Raw genomic sequence first — 22,359 nt, 5'->3', positions numbered from 1 at the left:
AAAAAGGTATGAAAAAGAAATAATTCAATAAAAACGACCAGCTTATGAGAAATTTCATCATAAGCTGGTCGTTTGTTGTTCCGCTCACTATTCTTCATTGTGAAAAACCAAAACGACCTAAAAATTCCTGAACCGTCAATTCATATTGGTAGGGGTTATCATTATAAGATTTGGCGTGAGCCCCTTTTTGGAATAATTTCAGCATTTTATCGCCAATCTTTGCCTCATATAATTCTTCGGTCATATAAGGCAGGATGAAATCATCCTCCATGCTGTGAATGAACAGCACAGGGATTGTAATATTTTTAACGACCTCACGTGGCGAAACCAAATTCGTCGAATAACCATCGCGCATTTTCAAAAATAAATTACCGATCCGGATAACCATCGCAGTCCGAAGTGGTGTTTCCAGCCGCAACACATGAAGAATTTGTTCGGTGAAATCGGAAAATGGGCAGTCGGCCACAAGAAAGTTTGCTTCATCCTCATAAGTACCTGCATACAAAATAGCTGTAGCGGCGCCCATCGACTCTCCGTGAATACCGAGCAACGCACGTTTGCCAATTCGTTCGCGCACCGCTTGGACAATTGCACGCAAATCACTTTTCTCATAATAACCAAAACTCGTCGTTTTACCACCTGAATCCCCATGCCGTCGATGATCGAACACGACAGAATTGAAGCCAAGTCGTTCGAAGAGACGAGCGTATTTCATCGAATTGATTTTATTTTCGGTGACACCATGGCAAATGATAACGGTTCTTGTCGTCTCTAACGGTTTTAAAAAGACTGCTTTTAAACGATAACCATTCGGAGATTCAATCCACATATCATCCTTGCGCACCGTCTCATACCAATATTCATCAAAACGTCTCGACAAAATCTCACGTCTCATAATCAAATCGGGATTCTTCGGCTTTAAAAACATCATTTTGTTCGTTAGAAGAATGCCGAAAATAGTTATTAACGTCGTGAAAATACCCGAAAGTATACCGGTGATATATAGAGCACGCCGTCTCATCGTCATTCACCCCTTATAATTGCCCGTTTTCAAATAATCTGTACATCGCAGTATCAATGGGCCTTGATATATACGGTGCAATCATTTGGACAGCCTGACAAACCTTTTTCACGTCAACGCCCGTTGTTATACCAAGTGTGTCGAGCATATGAACAACATCCTCCGTTGCAACATTCCCTGTCGCACCAGGTGCAAATGGGCAGCCACCGAGACCGCCAGCAGATGTGTCAAAACGGTCAACGCCTGCCTGTAGCGCAGCAAAAATATTAGCAATTGCCATTTTACGCGTATCATGAAAATGCGCAGTCAAGCGCATATCGGGTAGTTCTTTCTTCAACATGCTGAACAGGTTATAACTTTCTTGTGGATTGGCCATGCCAATTGTATCCGCCACACTTAATTCATCAACCCCAAAAGCTGCAAACCGCTGACATAAGGCGAGCGTGTCTTTAGGATCTATCTTTCCCTCATAGGGACAATAAAATGCAGTAGAAATGCAGGCACGAACAAAAATACCCGCAGTTTTTAAATGAGCAATGACGGGTTCAAGCGCTTCCATACTTTCATCCGTCGAACGGTTAATATTTTTTTTGTTAAATGAATTACTGACCCCTACAAACACAGCTACACTTTGCACATCTGCTTCAAGTGCTAGCTCGACGCCCTTTGCATTGGGCGTCAAGACGAATTGTCGCCCGACCTGCGGCGTGCTAGAAATAATATCCCTGGCATCCGCCATTTGCGGCACCCACTTCGGCGATACGAATGAAGTTAACTCCATTTCCGCAATGCCTGCCCCCTGAAGTGCCTGAATAAATGCAAGCTTCTGCTCTGTATCGACATATTTCTTTTCATTTTGAAGTCCATCCCGTGGACCGACCTCGATAATCGTCACATTGTTTGGTAAAATGAACATAACATCCCTCCTCTAGTATATTGTACTGAAGGGATGCATATACAGGCAACGTTATTAAGAGAATGGGGGAAAAATAATGTCAACAGAAGTTGTGATTGTAAGTGCAGTTCGAACTGCAATCGGTTCATTTTTAGGTTCATTGAAAGATGTAGCAGCCACGGATCTTGGGGCTACAGTCATTCAAGAGGCCTTACAACGCGCTGGAGTAGCACCTGACAGTGTCGATGAAGTCATCATGGGGAATGTACTTCAAGCAGGGCTTGGTCAAAATCCAGCGCGTCAAGCAGCCATTAAAGCAGGATTATCTGAAGCTGTTCCAGCTTTAACGATTAACAAAGTGTGTGGCTCGGGGTTAAAGGCTGTCCACTTAGCACGTCAAGCCATTATCGCGGGGGATGCGGACATTATTGTAGCAGGCGGTATGGAGAATATGAGTCAAGCGCCGTACTTGTTAAAGAATGGACGAGAGGGCTTTAAAATGGGTGACCAGAAAATCATCGACAGTATGATAACAGATGGTCTATGGTGTGCATTTAATGATTATCATATGGGAATTACAGCTGAAAATCTTTGCGATCGTTATGCCATCACACGCGAAGAACAAGATGCATTTTCTGCACAGTCACAGCAGAAAGCAGCGACTGCCATTGAAGCGGGCGTTTTTGTAGATGAAATTGTGCCGATTGCTATTCCACAACGCAAAGGCGAGCCAATCATTTTTGATACGGATGAATACGTCAAAGCAGGAACAACGGCGGATAAGTTAGGAAAATTGCGTCCAGCCTTCAAAAAAGATGGTAGTGTTACGGCTGGAAATGCTTCGGGCATTAATGACGGCGCGGCAGCACTGGTCATCATGTCAAAGGCGAAGGCTGATGAGCTAGGGCTAACGCCACTCGCAACGATCGCAGCAAATGGCAATGCAGGTGTCGATCCTGCTGTCATGGGCATCGGTCCTGTACAAGCTGTTAAAAAGGCGCTTAGCAAAGCCAATTTACAATTAGCCGACATTGATTTGATTGAAGCGAACGAAGCTTTCGCAGCACAATCGATTGCTATCGATAAGGAACTTGGATTTGATCAAGAAAAACTGAACGTCAATGGCGGTGCAATCGCACTCGGCCATCCCATTGGCGCAAGTGGGGCACGGATTCTCGTTACACTCCTCCATGAAATGCAGCGTCGTGACGCCAAATCTGGACTCGCAACATTATGCATTGGCGGAGGGCAGGGCGTCGCCACGATCGTTACGCGACCATGAATAAAGGCAGGTGAAGGAAATGGCTAAAAAACGCAAACAAATAGCACCAGCACGTCCTAAGAAAGTAGAGAATGAGGGCTTAACACTTTCTGACGCACTTGACGATGACGTTTTAGCGAAATTGAAGGCAGCTAAACAACAATTGTCTGCTGTTGAGCAAGCGAAGGAAGAACAGCGCCAAGAGCAGATTCGTCAAGAACGCAAAGAACGTGAGAAGAATAAGAGTTTCGAAGAACTGCTCGATGAATACGGATTTGGTGGCTCGAAGTTTTAAAGGAGAAAGCACTGACTATAATGGTCGGTGCTTTTTTATTGGCGGAATTGGTGCAACTGTAAGTGCGATGTTAGACTGTCACATACAATAAAACGCTAGTCTACTCATGGATTAGCGTTTTATTTCATTTCTTCGTCATCTGCTCTTGTGCCATACGAATCATTTCTTTCACCATGCTACCGCCAATAGGACCACCAATTTTCCCTGCTTCTTCAGATGTAAGTTTGCCATTATAGCCGTTAGTTAGTGGAATACCAAGTTCGTCGGCAATTTCGTATTTCACGTTTCCTGGATCCGCTGTGTTCACCTTGTACCCCTGCGCTTTCATGACATCGATCTTCAATTGATCTAACGCTTTACGTGCTTCTGGAACAAGGATTTTATTATTATTCGCCATCTTTTTCCCTCCTTAACAACGTAGTGTCTCCTAAAGTTGAGTATTCATTCTACTGTTTATTTTAGAAAAGATTTATTAATAAAATTATTTACTTACAAGTCCTTATTTGGTTAAATCAAGGACTATATAATATATGTATTTCAATGTAAGCGCTTAACAATACAAAGTATTCAAAATTGTATTGACTATCAATTTGAGACCGTGTAATCTTATAAAAAATTAAGAATTTTGTATAATTTTTATACGAAGTGAAAAGGGGAAAAGAATCATGAACAAATTGAAAAAAATCGCAGTTATCCTGTTCAGTGCTGTATTACTTCTTGCAGCTTGTGCTGGCGAGGATAACAATGAGTCAATAGGCAATGAGGACGGCGGTAAGAAATATAAAGTAGGGGTCACGCAAATCGTAGAACATCCTTCATTGAATGCCGCTTTTGAAGGTTTTAAACAGGCATTAGAAGATGCGGGTCTTGACGTAGAATATCAAGTACAGAATGCCCAAAATGATAACAGTGCAAATACGACAATTGCGACGAACCTTGTGAATTCTGGTGTCGATTTAATTTTTGCGAATTCAACATCAAGTGTACAGGCTGTTGCAAGTGAGACACAAGAAATTCCAATCGTCTTCACATCTGTAACAGACGCTGTCGGTGCGCAATTGGTTGATTCATTAGAAAATCCGGGAGGGAATGTAACAGGCACGATCGATTTACATCCTGATGTTATTCCGTTAACGATGAAGTTCTTGAAAGAGCAATTAGAGGCAAAAAATATCGGTGTAGTCTTTAACGCAGGAGAACAAAATGCGCGCGTTCAGATAGACAAGGTGAAAGAGCTAGCAAAAGAAATGGATTTGAACATTATCGAAGCGTCTGTTGTCACATCGGCGGATGTTAAACAAGCTGTCGACTCGTTAATTGGAAAAGTGGATTCTTTGTACATCATTAAAGACAATACCGTTGTTTCCGCACTTGAATCTGTCACATCTGCTGCGTTTGATAATCAATTGCCGATGATGGTTGGTGAACTAGACTCCGTCAAACGAGGTGGTTTAGCGGCGTATGGCTTTAGTTACCACGATCTCGGTTATGAAACGGGTCAAATGGCTGTCAAGATTTTAACAGGGGAAAGCAAGCCCGCTGAATTACCGGTTCAAGTGACGAAAAACTTGAAATTTGTTGTGAATGAAGAAACGGCATCTGCAATTGGGCTTGACATTAAAGAGGAATGGCAAGCTGAAATTAGTGAATAACAAGGAAAAGCATGGCCCCCGGGGACCATGCTTTTTCTATCCCTCTGCAAAAGGGAATCGCACTCGGAAAATTTGATAGTTTTTTTCAATTACACAAACTGTTCTTCCTGACGATCATTTACCCAAGACTCGTCTGTGCAGTTTGATTCGGCCGATTCAATTTGGAATGTCACATGTTATTGAATGTGGCTTTCTTTTTGTAATCAGGCATCAATTTGCACTTCCACAAAAAACTTTCCTTCTACTGCATAGCTCACACTTTAGTGAATGGAACTTAGGTCTTTCAGTTCCTGACGAGTGTATCTAATCCTCAGTAAAGCAAATTTTCCGCCTAGGCTGTGCAGTTCATCGTAGGAAATCATTGTAGGTTGCTCGTCTACAATACCATTCTTCCTAGTCGTTCCGCCTTGTAATCTTTGTATACCCGGCTTCTAGAAAGCTAAACCATTCTAAACAATCTTTTTTTTAAAAAAGGTGTTTAACTGATTAGTTAACATACAGACTAAGAAAATCATCCATCCGCACCTTATATTCATCCTGCGCCAAAGCAAAAGACTCCCCATGATTCGCATCTGGGACAAGAAAAAGCTCGGCGTCACTTTCGGTATGTCGATACAATTCCTTTGTCAATTTTGTCGGAACGAATGTATCGCCTTCTCCATGGATATACAAAACAGGAACATTCGACTTTTCCACAGCTTTTAGTGCACTTGCTTCTCTAAATGAATAACCAGCTCTGATTTTCGTTAACAAACTAGTACTATCTAGTAAAGGAAATGCCGGTAGATAAAACATCCGATTCATTTGATACGCAAATAATTGATAGACGGACATATACGGACTGTCCGCAATAATGGCCTTCACCTGATGGGGAAGCTCATCTTCTCCGCTAGCCATTAAAACAGTAGCGGCACCCATTGATAAACCGTGGTAGACCACTTTACTATCGGGTCCAAGCTTCTTCACTAAAGTTTGCGTCCAATCAATTAAATCAAGACGATCAGGCCAACCGAACCCATAATAATTTCCCTCACTCTTGCCATGTCCACGAGCATCTGGCATGAAAATGTTATAGCCCAAATCATGATGGTAATACTGTCCGAATAACCCCATTTGTTTCGCATGACCCAAATAGCCATGTGTTAAAACGACTAATTTATCCGTTGGTACTGCTGCTGGTAGGTAATAGCCTGACAGTTTTAAGCCGTCACGCGATGTTAACGTAAGCTGTTCAAATTGTTGGGCGTTGACCCAATCTATCCATTCGCCGTTCAGAAAAAGTTCCATCGTTTGATCTGACACTTCTAAATCTGCGTTGTTCTGTAAGAAATCTTTCGGTCCTCGCTTGATGGCTAACTCATAGAAAAAGAAGCTACCGATGATTTGGATCACTAAGAAGACAGTAGCAAAAAGAACAAGTAGTCTCTTCCAATTGATTCGAATTTTACTCATACTCCCTTACTTCCGATCTTTTAGCATACATGATGCTTATAGCTATTATAATAGAAAAACAGAGGCATATGAAAGAAATCATTACGATTACATGAAATTACCAAACACTTTATCACTATGTGGAGGATACCAGTGTAAACTTAGCCCTAAGAATGAACAAAAAAGAAACAGACCAAATTAGCGTTTAAAGCTAAGGTCTGCTTTTTTATTACATGAAAACATCTTGTTTAGAAGTCTGATTAATTCTCTGTTTCTTAGATTTTCTAAAATAAAGCAATTCATATATACAAGGGATAACAATTAGAGTGAGCAGGGTTGCCATGGCTAATCCACCGATAACAACAATCGCGAGACTTTGTGATACTAAGCTTCCTGTTTCTGCTTGTTTCACTAATAATGGAAGCATCGCACAGATCGTTGCGATTGCAGTCATGAAGATTGGCCTCATTCTTGTTGCGGCTGCTTCAACAAGTGCATCACGAATAATCATTTTTTGTTCATTTTGTTTTACTCGATCTAAGAGGACAATTGCATTTGTTACGACGATACCAATTAGCATTAATGCTCCTAGAAGTGCCGTGATATCAACTGGTATTCCACTGATAAGAATTCCTAAAATGGCTCCTATCGCAGCTAGTGGTAGAGAGCAAAGAATAGCGATTGGCGCTTTGATGGACTTAAATGTGATAACCATTATTAAAAATACAATCCCAATGGAAACAAGCATAATGAGAAATAAATCTGTAAAATCATCTGCTTGTTGGCTACTTGATCCACCAACTAGAGCCTCGACATTTTCCGGAAGTTCTATGCCTTTCTTGTCATTGTTATCGCCGAAAATTTCTAGATTTACTGCACTCGAAATTTCCGACAGCTTGGTTGGATCAACTGACGCTGTTACTCGAAGGTAGGCATCCCCATCTTTATGGAACTGGTTAGTTGAACGCTCTTCACTTTGTAACTTAGCAATGGATGATACAGGGACAAGCCCCATATCAGTCATAACTGGAATGTTTTCTAGGTCTTTAGGAGTTTCTGTATCCAGAAGAGGTTCTAAGAATACAGTTTTTTGCTTATCGTATAAGCTGATTGTTCCAATTGGTGTTTTATTTAACATGACCCCTAACTGCTGCGCAATTTGTTCTGTGTTTCCTTTTGTTGGATCGACAACGAGGGAGTATACGGTTTTCTTTTCATCTTGATTGGTCGTAACTTCCTCTACGCCTTGCAGCTTCTGTACTTTTTCTTTTATAGTTGTTGCCACTTCTTCTAAATCTGCTAAATTTTCACCGACTACATCAATGGTAATATTCGTACTTGCCCCTCCCATCATAAAGGAAGCAGTAGTTACCTCTAAGAGGGCATCAGGATATTGATCTTTTTTCTTTTCCATTTCTTTTACGATGTGTTCTGTATCCTTTTTATCCTCTAATAAAATACTGAAGGTTGCTTCTGTAGGTGATCCAACCCATCCATATTGTGCCGCTTCAGCTGGAGAACCTACTTGTGAAAACACATGTTTTACTTCATCCATTTTTTGAATAGATGACTCCAGTTCCATTGTCTTTTCCTTCACTTTTTCAAGTGGTGTATCATTGGGGTAACTTAGCGTGGTCAAGACATAGTCTGCAGAGGAGCTATCAACTGCACCTTTTGGGATGACAAAGTAAGTACCAATGGATCCGATAAACAGGATGATGGAAATGGAGAAGACCATCCATTTATGGTTTAAGGACCATATAACTATTTTTGGAAAACGTACAGCTGGCTTATGTTCAGGCAACTTTGCATGCTGCAATAATCCCGCACTCATTACCGGAACAACTGTCAAAGCGACGAGTAAAGATGCGAGCAAAGAATAGGTAACCGTTAATGCGAATGGTAAAAGGAATTCTTGAAGCCCACCATTTAATAAGCTCATCGGTAAGAAAACAGCTACTGTTGTTAATGTGGAAGCAGTAATAGCAACTCCTACTTGCTTCGTTGCATCAATAATCATTTGGACGGAGAATTTCTCTGTTTGCATTTTCCGGAAAATATTTTCAATGACGACAATACTGTCGTCCACTAGTCGCCCAACTGCAACAGCGACACCACCAAGTGTTAAAATATTCAATGTCACACCAGACCACGACAGTAGAAATAGTGTGAAGCAAAGGGATAAAGGAATCGAAACAATGGTAATAAATGTAGAACGGATATTTCGTAGGAAGAGCATAATGACAATCGTTGCAAATAGTGCACCAAGGAGTACTTCCTTTATCATCGTATGAACAGAATTTTGTACTAAATCAGTAGAGGATATATAAATAACAGATTCTTGCTGATTATACTTTTCATTGATTTCTTTTGTGACTTTTTCAATTTCTTTGCTAATCGTCACTGCATTGGATTGACTGTCTTTAGTGATACTAATATCTAAACTATCCTTACCATTGAAACGGCTAATGAAATTCGCATCTTTTGTTTCTTCAATCGTTGCAATATCTGCTAGCGTTACATCAGGTGTAATCGTTAAACCTTTCAATTTTTCGATGCTTGTTAAATCACCAATTACTTTAATATTGCTTGTTTTTCCATCAATAATCTTTTCACCAACAGCTACAGCAGTGTTTTGACCATGAAGAATCCCTATAACCGCTTGAAGAGGAATTTGATTTTCAGCTAATTTTTCATCATCAATCTTGACGGAAATAATGGAATCAGTAATCCCGTATACATCTACTTTGGAAACTCCTTTGATTTCTTGATAGAGAGATGGAAGTTTTTCACGTGCAAAATCCATATTTTCGGTAGTCAAACCTTCAGTAAAACTGACGGCAATGTTAGCAATTGGAATCATAGAAGTATTTAGCTGTGAGATTGTTGGCTTGGAGAGATAGAGAGGCAAAGTTATATTGCTTAACGCTTCTTGTACGTCTTGTTTGGCTTGTTTCATATCAGTTCCTGCCTCGAAGAACAGATCCACTTTTGAAAATCCATCTCCAGTTGTAGAATAGACGGATGTTTTTCCATTTAAGCCTGTAATTGCTCTTTCAATCGGAATGGTTACTTCGGATTCCATTGTTTTGGAGTCAGTTCCCTGACCCATGGAAATAATAGTGACTTGCGGATTATCGGCAGATGGTAAAAACTCCATAGGTAGTCTAAAATAACTGACAACGCCTATTACTAATATTAAAATAGTTAATACAGCGACAGCGGCCTTGTTACCAAAAGCCCATTTGGTAAATGTAGACATAGAAATTCTCCTCCTAAAAAACTAAAATGATTTACAAAATTCCGACTTGGAAATATATGCTCCCTTCTACCTTTTTAGTTGCATCTTTATTGTATGAAATGGAAATACATACCACATTGATCCTTAGAATTATCTTTATCTAAGACCTGAGGCTTAGCGATAGCAGTCCTCATTGAATTCGGAATAGTTTCAGAACCAGGAACAAAAATTTTTGCATACAAAAACCCCGAATCTCTGGTCTTTTTCAAAGAGTCCGAAATTCGGGGGATAGTTTTCAACTTATATAGGGCTTTTTTAAATTGTCCTTTAAAAAGGGTACATTTTAAATGATTAAAGATCGCTTTTTTTCTTGTTTAATTTCAAATTCAATTCAATAAACATAAGAATTTCATTTTAGGACAACCTTAGAAGACAACAAAAGTTGTATGAGGTGATAGGGATGCTAATTGAAAGGTCGTCTGATTGGAAGGAAGGCTTTATTGAACGTTTAGAAAATCGTGCGGCATGGGATAATTGGACGTTATATAAAATGAGTTATGAGGTCGCCAAGTCGACTCTGATAACCGATTTTCAAGGGCTTCAATCGCCAAATTACTTACCTAATTTAACGCCCCTTCAGCATCAATTAGAGGTGGCGGAAACAGTTATTGAAAGGATGAATGGCAAGGCGATTTTGGCAGACGAAGTGGGACTAGGGAAGACAATTGAAGCGGGTTTGATTTTGAAAGAATATTTAATCAGAGGGCTTGTGAAAAAAGCACTCATTTTAGCCCCAGCCTCTCTTGTCAATCAATGGATTGATGAGCTGAATCAAAAATTTCACATTCCAGCTATTCCCTATAAGAAAAATTACGATTTAAACCAATGTAATATCGTCGTCATGAGTATCGATATGGCCAAAAGGAGTCCTCATAAAGAAAATATCTATGCGCAGGAATATGATTTAATCATCATTGACGAAGCCCATAAATTAAAGAACCATAAGACAAAAAGTTATGAGTTTGTACAAAACTTAAAGAAAAAGTTTTGTTTGTTGTTAACGGCAACACCGATTCAAAATGATGTGTTTGAACTATTTCATCTCATATCATTATTAAAGCCAGGTCATCTTGGCAATTATGAAACGTTTCAAGCGGCATTTTCTGCGCGAAAGCATGCTGTGGAGCATGATGAATTTTTAAAAGAATTGGTGCATCAAGTGATGGTTCGAAATCGGAGAGAGGATACGGGCATTGATTGGACCAACCGCCATGTGCAAATCATTCCCATTGATTTTACCGCGGAAGAACAAGAAGTGTACGATATGATTTCGCAATTAGATCATTTTTCAGATGCCTTTTCCAAGATGACGTTACAGAGGGAGATGTGCAGTAGTAAAGAAGCCGTCTTTGTAACATTAACCAAAATGCTTCAAGAATGTAGTCAATTCGAAGCTATTTCTTATATGGAAGAGATTATTCGGAAATTGAGTACACTTAATATTCATTCAAAAGCAGAAAAGGCTTATGAAATTATTACACAGGCCAATGATAAAGTAATCCTTTTTACCGAATATCGAGCGACCCAAAACTATTTGCAGGAGTATTTATATTCAAAAGGCATCTCAAGCGTGTTGTTCAACGGAAAATTCAGCAAGAGTAAACGCGAATGGATGAAGCAGCTGTTTAAAGAGCAAGCGCAGGTACTTATAGCGACGGAATCCGGTAGCGAAGGGATTAACCTGCAATTTTGCCATCATGTCATTAACTATGATTTACCATGGAATCCGATGAAGTTAGAGCAGCGCATTGGTCGGGTCCACCGCTTAGGGCAAGAGCAAGACGTTCATATTTATAATTTAGCCATTCAACATACAATCGAGGATCACATACTGGATTTACTGCATGTGAAGATAGGCGTCTTTGAACAAGTAGTGGGTGAGTTAGATGATATTTTATCCACTTATAAAGAGTCCATTTGAAGGAGGTTCCGTATGTATCCACAACAAATTCACCAGTATATACAACAATTTTTTAACGAAAATAATTGCCAGATTTTAAATAAGAATGATCATTACATCGATGTTCAATTAACGATAGATATGGATAAAAGAATAATGAACCGTCCTTTTTATTGGCACTACTTGGCAAGTACAGGTGAGGAACCGCGTCCAGCACGACTAACGTTGATTACAGATAAAACTCAGCTTGCGGATAGCATCAAAGGAGAAGTTGTCCACTTTGGTTCACCTCGATTGAGTCAGCTATTTCGAGTAACGAAGGAGATGGGCTCATTTGTGCAGATGTATGAACGAGTCCCCGATACAACTGGCCAACAAACGATTTTAACACCTTGGTTAGGTGTGAATTATAAAGTTACGTATTCCAGTGATCAAACGAAAGAGATTTTGTATTCATTAGGCATTAATTTACTAACAGGACATGTCGTAGTGGGCTTTCAGGAGTCGCTAAGTGAGCTAGATTTGGATGTAACGATTTCAGGTTATACCTTTCATGTCCCTTATATTATTAAGCCGACTCGTGCCCTCGAACGATTGGATGCCGTGATCGATACTTTTATTCAGCAAGCCGATCATTCATGGGCGGATGAAGCAAAGAAGCGATGGCAAAAGGATCGAAGGGTATTGGAATATTTTTATGAAGGAGTAGACAATAAGCCAGATAGTTATGAGATTGAGAAGGAGGCAATGGACCAGCAGTACGAGGCGAGGATTAGCATTGATATTGTGAACGGTGGGGTGTTTTATTTGAAATGAAATAGCAGAACCTTTCGTAAGCAGCTATGATACGAAAGGTCTTTTTTTCGATGTATTGGATAAAATGCGTTAAAATATGTAAATAGAAGATGACACTACAAATAACTAACATACAAATATGTATGTATAAAAAGGTAAGAAGATAGGAGATCTTATGACGAAACAAAAAGAATCAGGATGGCACTTAGATAACAGTTACTCTCGTCTGCCGAACACCTTTTTCACCGATATAAGCCCAAACCCAGTCGAGTCACCAGAATTGATCATTTTTAATGATGCTTTGGCGGTATCTCTAGGGCTCGAAGCACAGGTGTTGCAAAGCGAAGAAGGTATCGCAGTATTTGCGGGAAATGAAGTTCCAGAAGACGCTATCCCACTAGCACAAGCATATGCGGGTCATCAATTCGGTCATTTTACAATGCTAGGAGACGGTCGTGCAATGCTTATTGGGGAGCAACTCACTCCTTCCGGCGAACGATTTGATATTCAACTCAAAGGATCTGGGCGAACACCGTATTCTCGTGCAGGAGATGGTCGCGCTGCACTAGGCCCAATGCTTCGCGAATATATTATTAGCGAAGCGATGCATGCGCTAGGTATTCCTACTTCTCGTTCGTTAGCCGTGGTGACGACGGGTGAATCCATCATCCGTGAAACTGAACTTCCTGGTGCGATTTTGACCCGTGTTGCTAGCAGTCATTTACGTTTTGGTACTTTTCAATATGCGGCGAAGTGGGGCTCAGACGAAGAGCTTCGTGCGCTGGCTGACTACGCAATCGAGCGCCATTTTCCAGACATTGAAGTGGACGATAATCGCTATCTAGCATTACTGCAGGCCGTAATCCAGCGTCAAGCTACTCTCGTTGCGCAGTGGCAACTCGTTGGTTTTATCCACGGAGTGATGAATACCGATAATATGACGATTAGCGGGGAAACGATTGATTATGGGCCGTGTGCATTCATGGATACGTATGACCCGGCAACCGTTTTCAGCTCTATTGACGTTCAAAGCCGCTACGCCTATGGCAATCAACCGAATATTGTCGGCTGGAATCTTGCACGCTTTGCTGAAAGTCTTATATCGTTATTGCATACAGATTATTCGGCAGGTGCCAAACTGGCGCAGGACGCCCTTTCAGAGTTTCCCGAGCATTATTACGCCAACTGGCTTGCGGGCATGCGTGCGAAACTGGGGATTTTTAATGAAGAGCAACAGGATGCAGCCCTCATTGATAGCCTTCTACGCATGATGGAACAGCAGCGAGTGGACTATACGAATACATTCCGTGCTTTAACTTTCGATACGTTGGAAAAGAGTGTCTTATTTGGTACGCCGGAATTTATTGAATGGCAAGAACTTTGGCAAGCAAGACTGGACAGACAGCAGGAATCGAAGGAGCTTGCTCATCAACTGATGCGTAATAGCAATCCGGCAGTCATTCCTCGTAACCATCGGGTAGAAGCAGCACTTGAAACGGCAGTCGAGCACGGGGATTATAGTGTGATGGAGAAGTTGCTTAATGTGTTGTCACATCCATACGCGCACTCTCCAGAACAGGCTGAGTACGCGACGACTATGCCCGAATCAGACGAGCCTTATCATACGTATTGTGGGACGTAAGGGAGAGGTATTAATATGTACGATCCAACCATTTTTGAAAATTTGAAAGTAGCGTTTGAAAACCACGTTTATGATTTAGACAATATAGATGAAAAAATAACGATTATTAATCGGGTAGATTGCATGGATTTTGCCATTCTCTCACGGAAATTCGCGATCCAATTTACGCTCGTCAATCAACAAGACATTGCAGCAGAAATTGTCCTACAAGCATCTGTCAAAGAGTTAGCAGGGGAAATATTGGAGGTGCCTGGAGAAAATCTAGGCTGCAACCTGTCTTTGCGCTTTACCAAAACTGTTCGAAACGTCGCCATCGAATGCCCGCAGATTGAGCAAGCACTGAATTTGATTTGGGAAACGGATATCCAACTAACGCAAACATTGAGTTTCCTACATGGGCAACAAGCGTCCAGTTATCTCAATAGTATAGACATGAATTTCAAGTCTAAAATAACTGAGGAACATATGGCGGATATTGCAGAATTGCTGGATCATGTTTTGGAAACGTTGGACGTGTTGAAGGGGATAAGATAATGATACTCTTTGTGGCAGTTCACTGTGAAGTTACTTTTAATATCGAAATGATTCCCATAGTGGAAGGCACCAACCAAGTGGCATAAAATAATCGGCAAATCCGAAGAAGAAGCTATTTCACGTAGCTAGTATAATTCGAACAAAACAGTTAAATATTTGGATATTTTACATCCGTTCACTTATACTTGGTGAACGGATGTTTTTTTGTTAAGTGTCGAGTTTCGATTAAATTTGGGGCAAGTCACTATTAAAAATAAAGAAGTTACTCATTGTGGATTTGATGATTATTTCAAGATTGCTAGGGACAACCCTTGCACAAGTGTTGTTTATAATGTAGGTGCTAGATTTTTATTCGAGGAATGTGATTCAATCAGCTATGTGGCGTTAAGTATGAAGGAGAGAAAAAATGAGAGTACAAGAAATCATTAGTATCGTTAGGGATTATTTTTTTCTGGCATTAATAACCATACTTATTTTGGCGGTAATATTTTTTCTAGGGTATTTCATTGTCTATAAAAAGCTTTCGAGAGGGAATAAAAGCCTTTCTAAGAAGCGGCTATTCCTTGTAGGTTTGCTTACTGGTTATGTCATCATGGTGATTGGCGTTACTTTTTTGAATAGAGGTTCAAACTTCCAGGGCAGTATGAATTTATCTTTCCTTACTTCGTACCGGGAAGCTTGGTATGATTTTAGTGTAAGAGATTGGCAGTTTCTGTATTTAAATATTTTCATGTTTGTACCGTTCGGTATCCTTTTGCCATTATTGCATGCCCGTTTCCGGAAAGCAGGATGGACAATCGGAATGGCAGGATTATTTACTCTTTCCATTGAAAGTGTGCAGTTACTCACAGGATACGGTATTTTTGAACTAGATGATTTATTTAATAATCTGCTGGGCGCCATCATCGGATATGGTATTATAATGGGTTTCATGACCATCAAAAAGAAGAAAATTAAGCGGTCCCTGTTCTATTTTTCACCGTTATTGCTAGTGATTATCCTATCCGGCAGCATGTTTGCATACTACTATTTGAAGGAGTTTGGAAATCTCTCCATCGTACCTATTCATAAAACGAATATGACACAAACAATCATTACAATGGATGTTCAGTTGGACGATCAACGTAGAACAGTCCCGGTTTATAAGGCGCCGAGCTATACGAAAACTGCCGCGAATGAATTTGTCAGCGATTTTTTCGGGAAAATGAATCTTGACACGTTTGATATGGAAATCATTTCTTATCAAAGTGAAGGTGTTTATTGGATTAGAGGTGAAAGATCTCATAATATATGGTTTCGTTATTTAGATGGAAGTTATAGTTATAAGGATTTTTCAAGCTTTGACGAGGATAAAAAGCCAAAGGATACAGATGAAGAAACCTTAATAGAAAATGTAGGAAAATTCGGCATAGCTATTCCGCAAGATGCGCATTTTCAACAGGTTGATACGGGTATTTATAAGTGGACGGTAGATCACAAGGTAATCGATAATCAGTTAATAAACGGTTATTTAGTGATGGATTATTATAGTGATGATATGGTGAAGGAAATTGACCATCAATTAATAACTTATGACAAGGTAAGGGAGATTGAAATAAAGAGTGAGCAAGAGGCATATAAAGAAGTGCTAGATGGAGAGTTTAACTATTACTCTGAAAGTCGCAGAATAGAAACTTTACATATTGAGAAAGTGGAAGTCAGCTATGAGTTAGACTCGAAAGGCTATTATCAACCTGTTTATGCCTTTCATGGTACAGCTGATGGAGTGAAGATGACAATCCTAATACCGGGGATTTAAAAAGCATTATTGAATGTGTGGGAAATTTTCTCCATATCTCAAAATAAAACTATCTTATAAAAAATCATTTTTATAAGATAGTTTTTATTAATAACTCAACTTTCACTGTGCGAAAGTTGAGTTATTAAATGAAAGTCAAATACATTGAAAGCGGAATGGACTAGCCTTCTATATTTTCATATTCTCTCGAAGTTCTTACTTCTATCGTAAGAAAGCCATTACCATAAATCGCTTTTAATAAAAAAGGTCCATCTTGTGTATTTTGAAATCTAAAATCTAACGCATCATACGAAACGGTTGCATCTCTTCCTTTTGGCACATAGCCCACATCTAATGAATGATGATGCCTTTCAATATATTTTACTGATAATTGGTCGACTACATTAAAAAGTGTTGAGGACGTTTGGCAAACCCCTCCGCCAATACCCATGACGAGTTTCTTATTAATTATTTCCGGTGCCGGTTCGTAGCCATTTAGTTCGTTTCTCGGCCCGACTATGTCGTTAAATGAGAAATAATCCCCACTCCCAACGATCACATTATTGATAGCCTTTGCTGAAAGTTCAATATTTTTGTTCCTGTTTACATCTGAGATGTTGAAATAAGTTGTATAAGAAGCAATTATTACGTCCTCTAAGTGAGCAATATCTTCAACATTATAACTACTTTCTGTAACATACAAAGGAATTTCAATATCCTTGCCAGTCAATGATGCTTCTACAATCCTATCCACCAATTCACTTTCTTTTAAAATAATCCTTGGACTTCCTTTAATGATCTGACCATCTTCATCCATTTTATCAAGAACCATTCTCTTATCATAACCAGCTTCTGTTTCCGTACCTCTTGCTAATTCATAGGCTAATTTTTCAATTTCCTTTTTATATGTTTCGAAATCTGTTTCATATCCTAAATCTATTGGTGATATAGTTTTAATTATTTCTAACGTATTTGGATCAATGATATTTAAAACTAAAGGATTTGTTTCCTTTTTTGCTTCTTTATCATAAGTTACGGGTGTTTTTAGATCCTCCATCGGTTGTTTCTGTTCATTATCATTTGTTTCTAATTCTTCATTTACTGTTTTTTCTATACACCCTGCCAATCCGATTGAACATAGAATTACCAGTGCAACAATCCATCTTTTCATACTATCGTACTCCCTGCTATAAGGTATTTCTAATTTGATAGCTTATTCAAGTTGGAATGATAGTGTGAAATTTTAACGCTAGCAATTATTCTATTGAGGGGATATCAAATAGAAGACCTAGAGTTTGCTACTAGTTATACACAATGAAGTTAGAGAGTTTGTGCAAACAATATTAACGTTACAAACTGCTCAGTTCTATTTGTTAATCGTATTGTCAGTTATGGTGCTCTGTGCATGCTCATAGCTACTGTCGATTCATATTTATAGAAAAAAATGTTTTTAAGATATTCTTAGGGAATGTCATATCCTAGTAATTATTGCAAATATTAAAACTCTTTTCAAACTTGCGACATGTTAAATTCGCGTGGTAAAATAAGTCTGGAAAAGAAAGGATAATGCATCCCCTACTAATCGAGTGTTTGAAGTGAAAGAAAACTGTTAACACTTATAATCACTATCTAAAAACGTATTCGTTCTGAAAACTAAATAGTCTAAGGGGTTGCCTGAAGTTGATAAAGGAGAATAAAGAACAAACGATATTTGATCACGTTGGAAATACAATAAATACGGATAGAGAGATTGCGATAATCACTAGATTAGAAGAACCATTAATCGTGATTTTAGGAAATGTGTTAAGTGATGAAGAATGTGATGAACTAATTAGATTAGCAAAGGACAACATGCAACGTTCAAAAATTGGGGCGACACATGAAGTGAATGAATTGAGAACAAGTAGTAGTATGTTTTTACAAGAAAGTGAAAACGAAATTGTTGCTAGAGTTGAAAAAAGAATCTCATCTATTATGAATATCCCGATTGAACACGGTGAAGGCATTCAAATCCTGAAGTACACGCCTGGCCAAGAGTATAAAGCTCATTATGATTTTTTTTCATCAACAAGTAAAGCAGCAAATAATAATAGAATTAGTACGCTCGTTATGTACTTAAATGACGTAGAACAAGGTGGAGAAACTTTTTTCCCGAAAATTGATTTTTCAGTATCGCCACAAAAGGGTACAGCCGTTTATTTTGAGTACTTCTATACCGATAAAAATGTAAATGAGTTAACTTTACATGGTGGAGCACCAGTTATAACGGGAGAAAAGTGGGTCGCAACGCAATGGATGAGAAAACAAAAAGTAAGATGAAACCGAATTGGAATTTTAATAGTACACGAAAAGCGCTCAGTATGAGTGCTTTTTATTTTTGAAAAAATTAGCATACTGGAACAGAACGAAGAATAGTATTGGTGGAGTGGATAGTGAAAAAATGTAAACGAATTGACTGCCTGCTAAGAAAGGACAAGCCCAAAGTGGCTATTCGATGGCATGATAGTCTACCAATTACATACTGGAAGGAGAATCGAATGTCCGAATTTCATCAGCAATCCTCCGTTGAAGTCATGGGAAAAGTAGGCGTTACAAATCAAGGGTTGAGTGATGTTGACGTCCAGAAGCGACAAGAAATATATGGTGCGAATGAATTAGCGGAAGGAGAAAGGACAAGTATCCTCGCCGTTTTCTTTGGACAGTTTAAAGATTTATTGGTCATTATTTTATTGATTGCCGCTTTCATTTCATTTCTATTAGGTGAAGTGGAAAGTACGATTGTCATACTGATTGTTGTGCTTCTAAACGCCATCCTCGGCACTGTGCAGCATGTAAAGGCAGAGCAGTCGTTGGATAGCCTGAAGACTTTGACCTCTCCAGTCGCGAAAGTAATGCGGAATAACCAACTAGTAGAAATTCCTTCAGAAGATATCGTGGTTGGAGACCTGCTTTATTTGGATGCTGGCGATTATATAAGCGCGGATGGCAGATTAGTAGAAAGCCATAATCTGCATATCAACGAAAGTTCGCTAACAGGTGAATCAGTGGCTGTAGCGAAAAGTATCGAATTGATCGAGGAAGAACAGGTAACCATTGGTGATAAAAAGAATATGGTGTTCACGGGCAGCTTTGTCACTAATGGACGTGGGATTGTTGTCGTGACAGCTATCGGTATGGAAACGGAAATCGGGAAAATCGCTAATTTACTAGACACTGCCAAAGAGAAAAAAACACCTCTCCAAGTAAGTCTCGATCATTTTGGAGAAAAATTAGCTTTAGGGATTACGTTAATCTGTTTAGCTATTTTTACGATTGACCTATTCAGAGGGCGCGAGTTAGTCGAATCGTTCATGTTTGCGGTTTCGCTGGCAGTCGCAGCTATTCCAGAAGCATTAAGTTCGATTGTTACGATTGTGCTAGCTTTTGGGACCCAAAAAATGGCCAAGGAAAATGCCATTATCCGAAAGCTCTATGCTGTCGAAAGTCTGGGCAGTGTATCTGTGATTTGTTCAGATAAAACCGGCACATTAACCGAAAATAAAATGACGGTGCAACAAGTCTATGTGGATCAGAAAGTGATCCCTCACGATCAACTTCAAATGAAAAATAGTATAGAGAAAAAATTGATCCTCCAAGCACTGTTATGTAATGATGCTGTGGAAAGGGATCAGAAAGAAATTGGTGATCCTACCGAAATTGCACTTGTAAAGTTAGGAAAGCAATATAATTTTGATGAATTAATTGCCAGAGATCATTATCCGAGACTGACGGAAATTCCTTTTGATTCTGATAGAAAGCTCATGACGACAGTGAATCGAGTCAATCAGCAAACTGTCATGATTACCAAGGGAGCAGTAGACGTTTTACTACCTAAAATTGTGAAAATCGAAACGTCTACAGGTGTACATGTGATGACGGAAGAGCAACGCAAAAAAATTGAAGAAGTGAATCGTGATTTTTCGATGAATGGATTAAGAGTATTGGCAATCGGTTACAAAGGGATACAGGCACATCAACCTATGGATGCCTGGGTTGAAAGGGATTTCATCTTTGTCGGCTTATTGGCGATGATGGATCCTCCGAGAAAAGAGTCACAAGCAGCAGTTGACAGCTGTATAAAAGCGGGTATTAAACCCGTTATGATTACAGGTGACCATAAAATAACAGCCATTGCGATTGCCAAACAAATTGGCATTTTAAATGATCCATCGGAAGCAATTGAAGGCTATCAAATTGAAGGATTAACAGATCAACAACTACAAGAACAGGTTCAAGATTATTCTGTCTATGCCCGCGTAACCCCCGAGCATAAAATTCGTATTGTTAAGGCTTGGCAGGAAAAAGGACATGTCGTTGCGATGACGGGAGATGGTGTCAATGATGGCCCTGCCTTAAAGCAAGCTGATATAGGTGTGGCGATGGGCATAACCGGTACCGAGGTAGCGAAAGATGCATCCTCCATGATTTTAACAGACGATAATTTTTCAACGATTGTCAAAGCGATTTCGAATGGCCGCAGCATGTATACGAATATTAAAAATGCCATTCTATTCTTATTATCAGGCAATGCAGGTGCTATTTTTGTTGTGTTATATGCAACTGTATTAGGTTTGTCGGTTCCCTTTGCACCGGTGCATCTATTATTTATTAACTTGTTGACTGATAGTTTGCCAGCCATTGCTATCGGTTTAGAGCCGCATAATAAGAAGACCATGAAGGACAAGCCGAGGGATAGTCAAACACCTTTATTGAATAAAGCATTTACGACTCAGGTGATACTCGAAGGTGTACTAATTGCAATCGCTACGATTATTGCTTTTCGAATGGGATTATCAACGGGAGATACGCAAACAGCCAGTACAATGGCATTTACAACCTTATGTTTGGCAAGATTAGTACATGGCTTTAACTCTAGATCGAAAGAATCGATTTTCACCATTGGTCTGTTCTCGAATATGTATACGTGGCTAGCTTTTTTAATCGGTTTTTTATGTTTGCATGCAGTGTTATTTATGCCATCACTTACGGGCATGTTTGAAGTCGCGCCTTTAAGTGGCACGCAATTAGGGTTTATTTATAGCTTGTCTGTTATGCCATTTTTGGTGAATCAGTGGTACAAGGTGTTATTTGTGAGACGGAAATAATGGTTAAAAGCTTGTTTCAGTATTTATGCTGAACAGGCTTCTTTTATTGGATGTAAAGAACGGGTACCAACACCAAATGAGTGAATACAAATAACTTGATATTTTTCGCTTTGCGCTATAAAATGAATTCTAGATATTAAAGGTCTATAATGGTTGTAGATGAGGAGGGAAGCAGTGAAATACTCAAGAGCGACAAATTATGCTTTACATACGATGGTCTATTTAACGTTAACCGAAAAGGGAAAGTCTGTTGGTGTGGAGCAGTTAGCAAACATGCAAAATTTGTCATCTACATATCTGTCTAAAATTTTAACGAAACTTGTGAAAGCAGGACTCATCGCATCGACTCCAGGTGTTAAAGGTGGCTACAGTATTGTTAGACAGTCGCAAGAGATTTCATTTTTAGACGTCATTCATGCGATTGAAGGGAAGACAACATTATTCAACTGTTCATTGGAGCACGAAGATATATTTAAACATGAAGATTGTTTGATTGAAAATGTGATGATGGCGGCAGAACACAAGATGAATGATGAATTAAATAGTAAATATATAAGTGATATTGCAAAACAAATCGAGTCGAAAAAAATTGATTGTGAGCATACCAATTAATTTTTTAGGTTAATTAGAGATATTAGAAATCTGTAATATGCTTAATTGAAAATGAGAGATAGGTGTTTCACCTGTACACACTAGTGCATACTTAAATAA

General features: G+C 39.3%; 17 protein-coding genes. 11 read left to right on the top strand and 6 right to left on the bottom strand.

Translation table 11 applies throughout. The features are described from left to right. Window positions 1-94: 94 nt before the first annotated feature. Window positions 95-1,021 (bottom strand): alpha/beta hydrolase, encoded by a 927-nt coding sequence (locus tag R2B77_RS08270; protein ID WP_203246345.1) that lies wholly within the window; start codon window positions 1,019-1,021, stop codon window positions 95-97. A 13-nt stretch (window positions 1,022-1,034) separates the two neighbouring features. Further along, window positions 1,035-1,937 (bottom strand): hydroxymethylglutaryl-CoA lyase, encoded by a 903-nt coding sequence (locus R2B77_RS08265; RefSeq protein ID WP_203246347.1) that lies wholly within the window; start codon window positions 1,935-1,937, stop codon window positions 1,035-1,037. 76 nt (window positions 1,938-2,013) lie between these two features. Between R2B77_RS08265 and R2B77_RS08260 the strand changes: the two genes are divergently transcribed. Together R2B77_RS08260 and R2B77_RS08255 are read left to right on the top strand one after the other, a co-directional pair. Beyond that, window positions 2,014-3,198: an acetyl-CoA C-acetyltransferase gene (locus R2B77_RS08260; RefSeq protein WP_203246349.1), complete on the top strand. Its 1,185-nt coding sequence runs from the start codon at window positions 2,014-2,016 to the stop codon at window positions 3,196-3,198. A 19-nt stretch (window positions 3,199-3,217) separates the two neighbouring features. Further along, window positions 3,218-3,472 carry a YqkE family protein gene (locus R2B77_RS08255; RefSeq protein WP_203246351.1) on the top strand — a complete coding sequence of 85 codons (255 nt, stop codon included), beginning with the start codon at window positions 3,218-3,220 and terminating at the stop codon, window positions 3,470-3,472. 124 nt (window positions 3,473-3,596) lie between these two features. Here the strand turns inward: R2B77_RS08255 and R2B77_RS08250 are convergent, their stop codons facing one another. Continuing rightward, window positions 3,597-3,869 carry a small, acid-soluble spore protein, alpha/beta type gene (locus R2B77_RS08250; protein WP_203246352.1) on the bottom strand — a complete coding sequence of 91 codons (273 nt, stop codon included), beginning with the start codon at window positions 3,867-3,869 and terminating at the stop codon, window positions 3,597-3,599. A gap of 268 nt (window positions 3,870-4,137) precedes the next feature. Here R2B77_RS08250 and R2B77_RS08245 point away from each other — a divergent pair, with 268 nt between their 5' ends. Beyond that, window positions 4,138-5,124, top strand: a complete 987-nt coding sequence (locus R2B77_RS08245; protein ID WP_203246354.1) for an ABC transporter substrate-binding protein — start codon at window positions 4,138-4,140, stop codon at window positions 5,122-5,124. Window positions 5,125-5,610: 486 nt separating this feature from the next. On the opposite strand, the gene R2B77_RS08240 is transcribed toward R2B77_RS08245, so the two are convergent. Together R2B77_RS08240 and R2B77_RS08235 are read right to left on the bottom strand one after the other, a co-directional pair. Further along, complete coding sequence (locus R2B77_RS08240; protein ID WP_203246355.1) at window positions 5,611-6,576, bottom strand: alpha/beta hydrolase; 966 nt, start codon at window positions 6,574-6,576, stop codon at window positions 5,611-5,613. A gap of 208 nt (window positions 6,577-6,784) precedes the next feature. Further along, complete coding sequence (locus R2B77_RS08235; RefSeq protein ID WP_203246356.1) at window positions 6,785-9,817, bottom strand: efflux RND transporter permease subunit; 3,033 nt, start codon at window positions 9,815-9,817, stop codon at window positions 6,785-6,787. 439 nt (window positions 9,818-10,256) lie between these two features. Here R2B77_RS08235 and R2B77_RS08230 point away from each other — a divergent pair, with 439 nt between their 5' ends. From R2B77_RS08230 to R2B77_RS08210, 5 genes are all read left to right on the top strand, one after another. Then, window positions 10,257-11,777, top strand: coding sequence for a DEAD/DEAH box helicase (locus tag R2B77_RS08230; protein WP_203246357.1), 1,521 nt, complete (start codon window positions 10,257-10,259; stop codon window positions 11,775-11,777). 12 nt (window positions 11,778-11,789) lie between these two features. Next, the gene (locus R2B77_RS08225; RefSeq protein ID WP_203246358.1) at window positions 11,790-12,572 is read left to right on the top strand and encodes a YqhG family protein; all 783 of its coding nucleotides are present in this window, start codon (window positions 11,790-11,792) and stop codon (window positions 12,570-12,572) included. A 154-nt stretch (window positions 12,573-12,726) separates the two neighbouring features. Then, window positions 12,727-14,193, top strand: a complete 1,467-nt coding sequence (locus tag R2B77_RS08220; protein ID WP_203246360.1) for a protein adenylyltransferase SelO family protein — start codon at window positions 12,727-12,729, stop codon at window positions 14,191-14,193. 15 nt (window positions 14,194-14,208) lie between these two features. Beyond that, entirely contained in the window at window positions 14,209-14,727 is a 519-nt protein-coding gene (locus tag R2B77_RS08215; RefSeq protein WP_203246361.1) for a hypothetical protein, read from the top strand. Window positions 14,728-15,133: 406 nt separating this feature from the next. Beyond that, a complete protein-coding gene (locus R2B77_RS08210) occupies window positions 15,134-16,525 on the top strand; it encodes a VanZ family protein (RefSeq protein WP_203246362.1) in 1,392 nt (463 codons plus the stop codon). Window positions 16,526-16,685: 160 nt separating this feature from the next. Here R2B77_RS08210 and R2B77_RS08205 read toward each other — a convergent pair whose 3' ends face one another. Next, on the bottom strand, window positions 16,686-17,675 hold the full coding sequence (locus R2B77_RS08205) for a VanW family protein (protein ID WP_203246363.1): 990 nt from the start codon (window positions 17,673-17,675) through the stop codon (window positions 16,686-16,688). Between the two features lie 509 nt (window positions 17,676-18,184). Between R2B77_RS08205 and R2B77_RS08200 the strand changes: the two genes are divergently transcribed. The 3 genes from R2B77_RS08200 to R2B77_RS08190 all read left to right on the top strand — a co-directional run bounded on the left by R2B77_RS08200 (window position 18,185) and on the right by R2B77_RS08190 (window position 22,260). After that, entirely contained in the window at window positions 18,185-18,823 is a 639-nt protein-coding gene (locus tag R2B77_RS08200; RefSeq protein ID WP_203246364.1) for a 2OG-Fe(II) oxygenase, read from the top strand. Window positions 18,824-19,041: 218 nt separating this feature from the next. After that, on the top strand, window positions 19,042-21,648 hold the full coding sequence (locus R2B77_RS08195; RefSeq protein ID WP_203246365.1) for a cation-translocating P-type ATPase: 2,607 nt from the start codon (window positions 19,042-19,044) through the stop codon (window positions 21,646-21,648). A gap of 174 nt (window positions 21,649-21,822) precedes the next feature. Then, the gene (locus R2B77_RS08190; protein ID WP_203246367.1) at window positions 21,823-22,260 is read left to right on the top strand and encodes an Rrf2 family transcriptional regulator; all 438 of its coding nucleotides are present in this window, start codon (window positions 21,823-21,825) and stop codon (window positions 22,258-22,260) included. Window positions 22,261-22,359 lie beyond the last annotated feature (99 nt).

Origin of the sequence: Sporosarcina beigongshangi, from assembly GCF_033485195.1 — a bacterium.
In the GTDB taxonomy this organism is placed as follows: Bacteria; Bacillota; Bacilli; order Bacillales_A; family Planococcaceae; genus Sporosarcina; species Sporosarcina beigongshangi.
The sequence above is the reverse complement of the archived record's forward strand: the minus strand, read 5'-3'. Positions and strand labels throughout refer to the sequence as shown.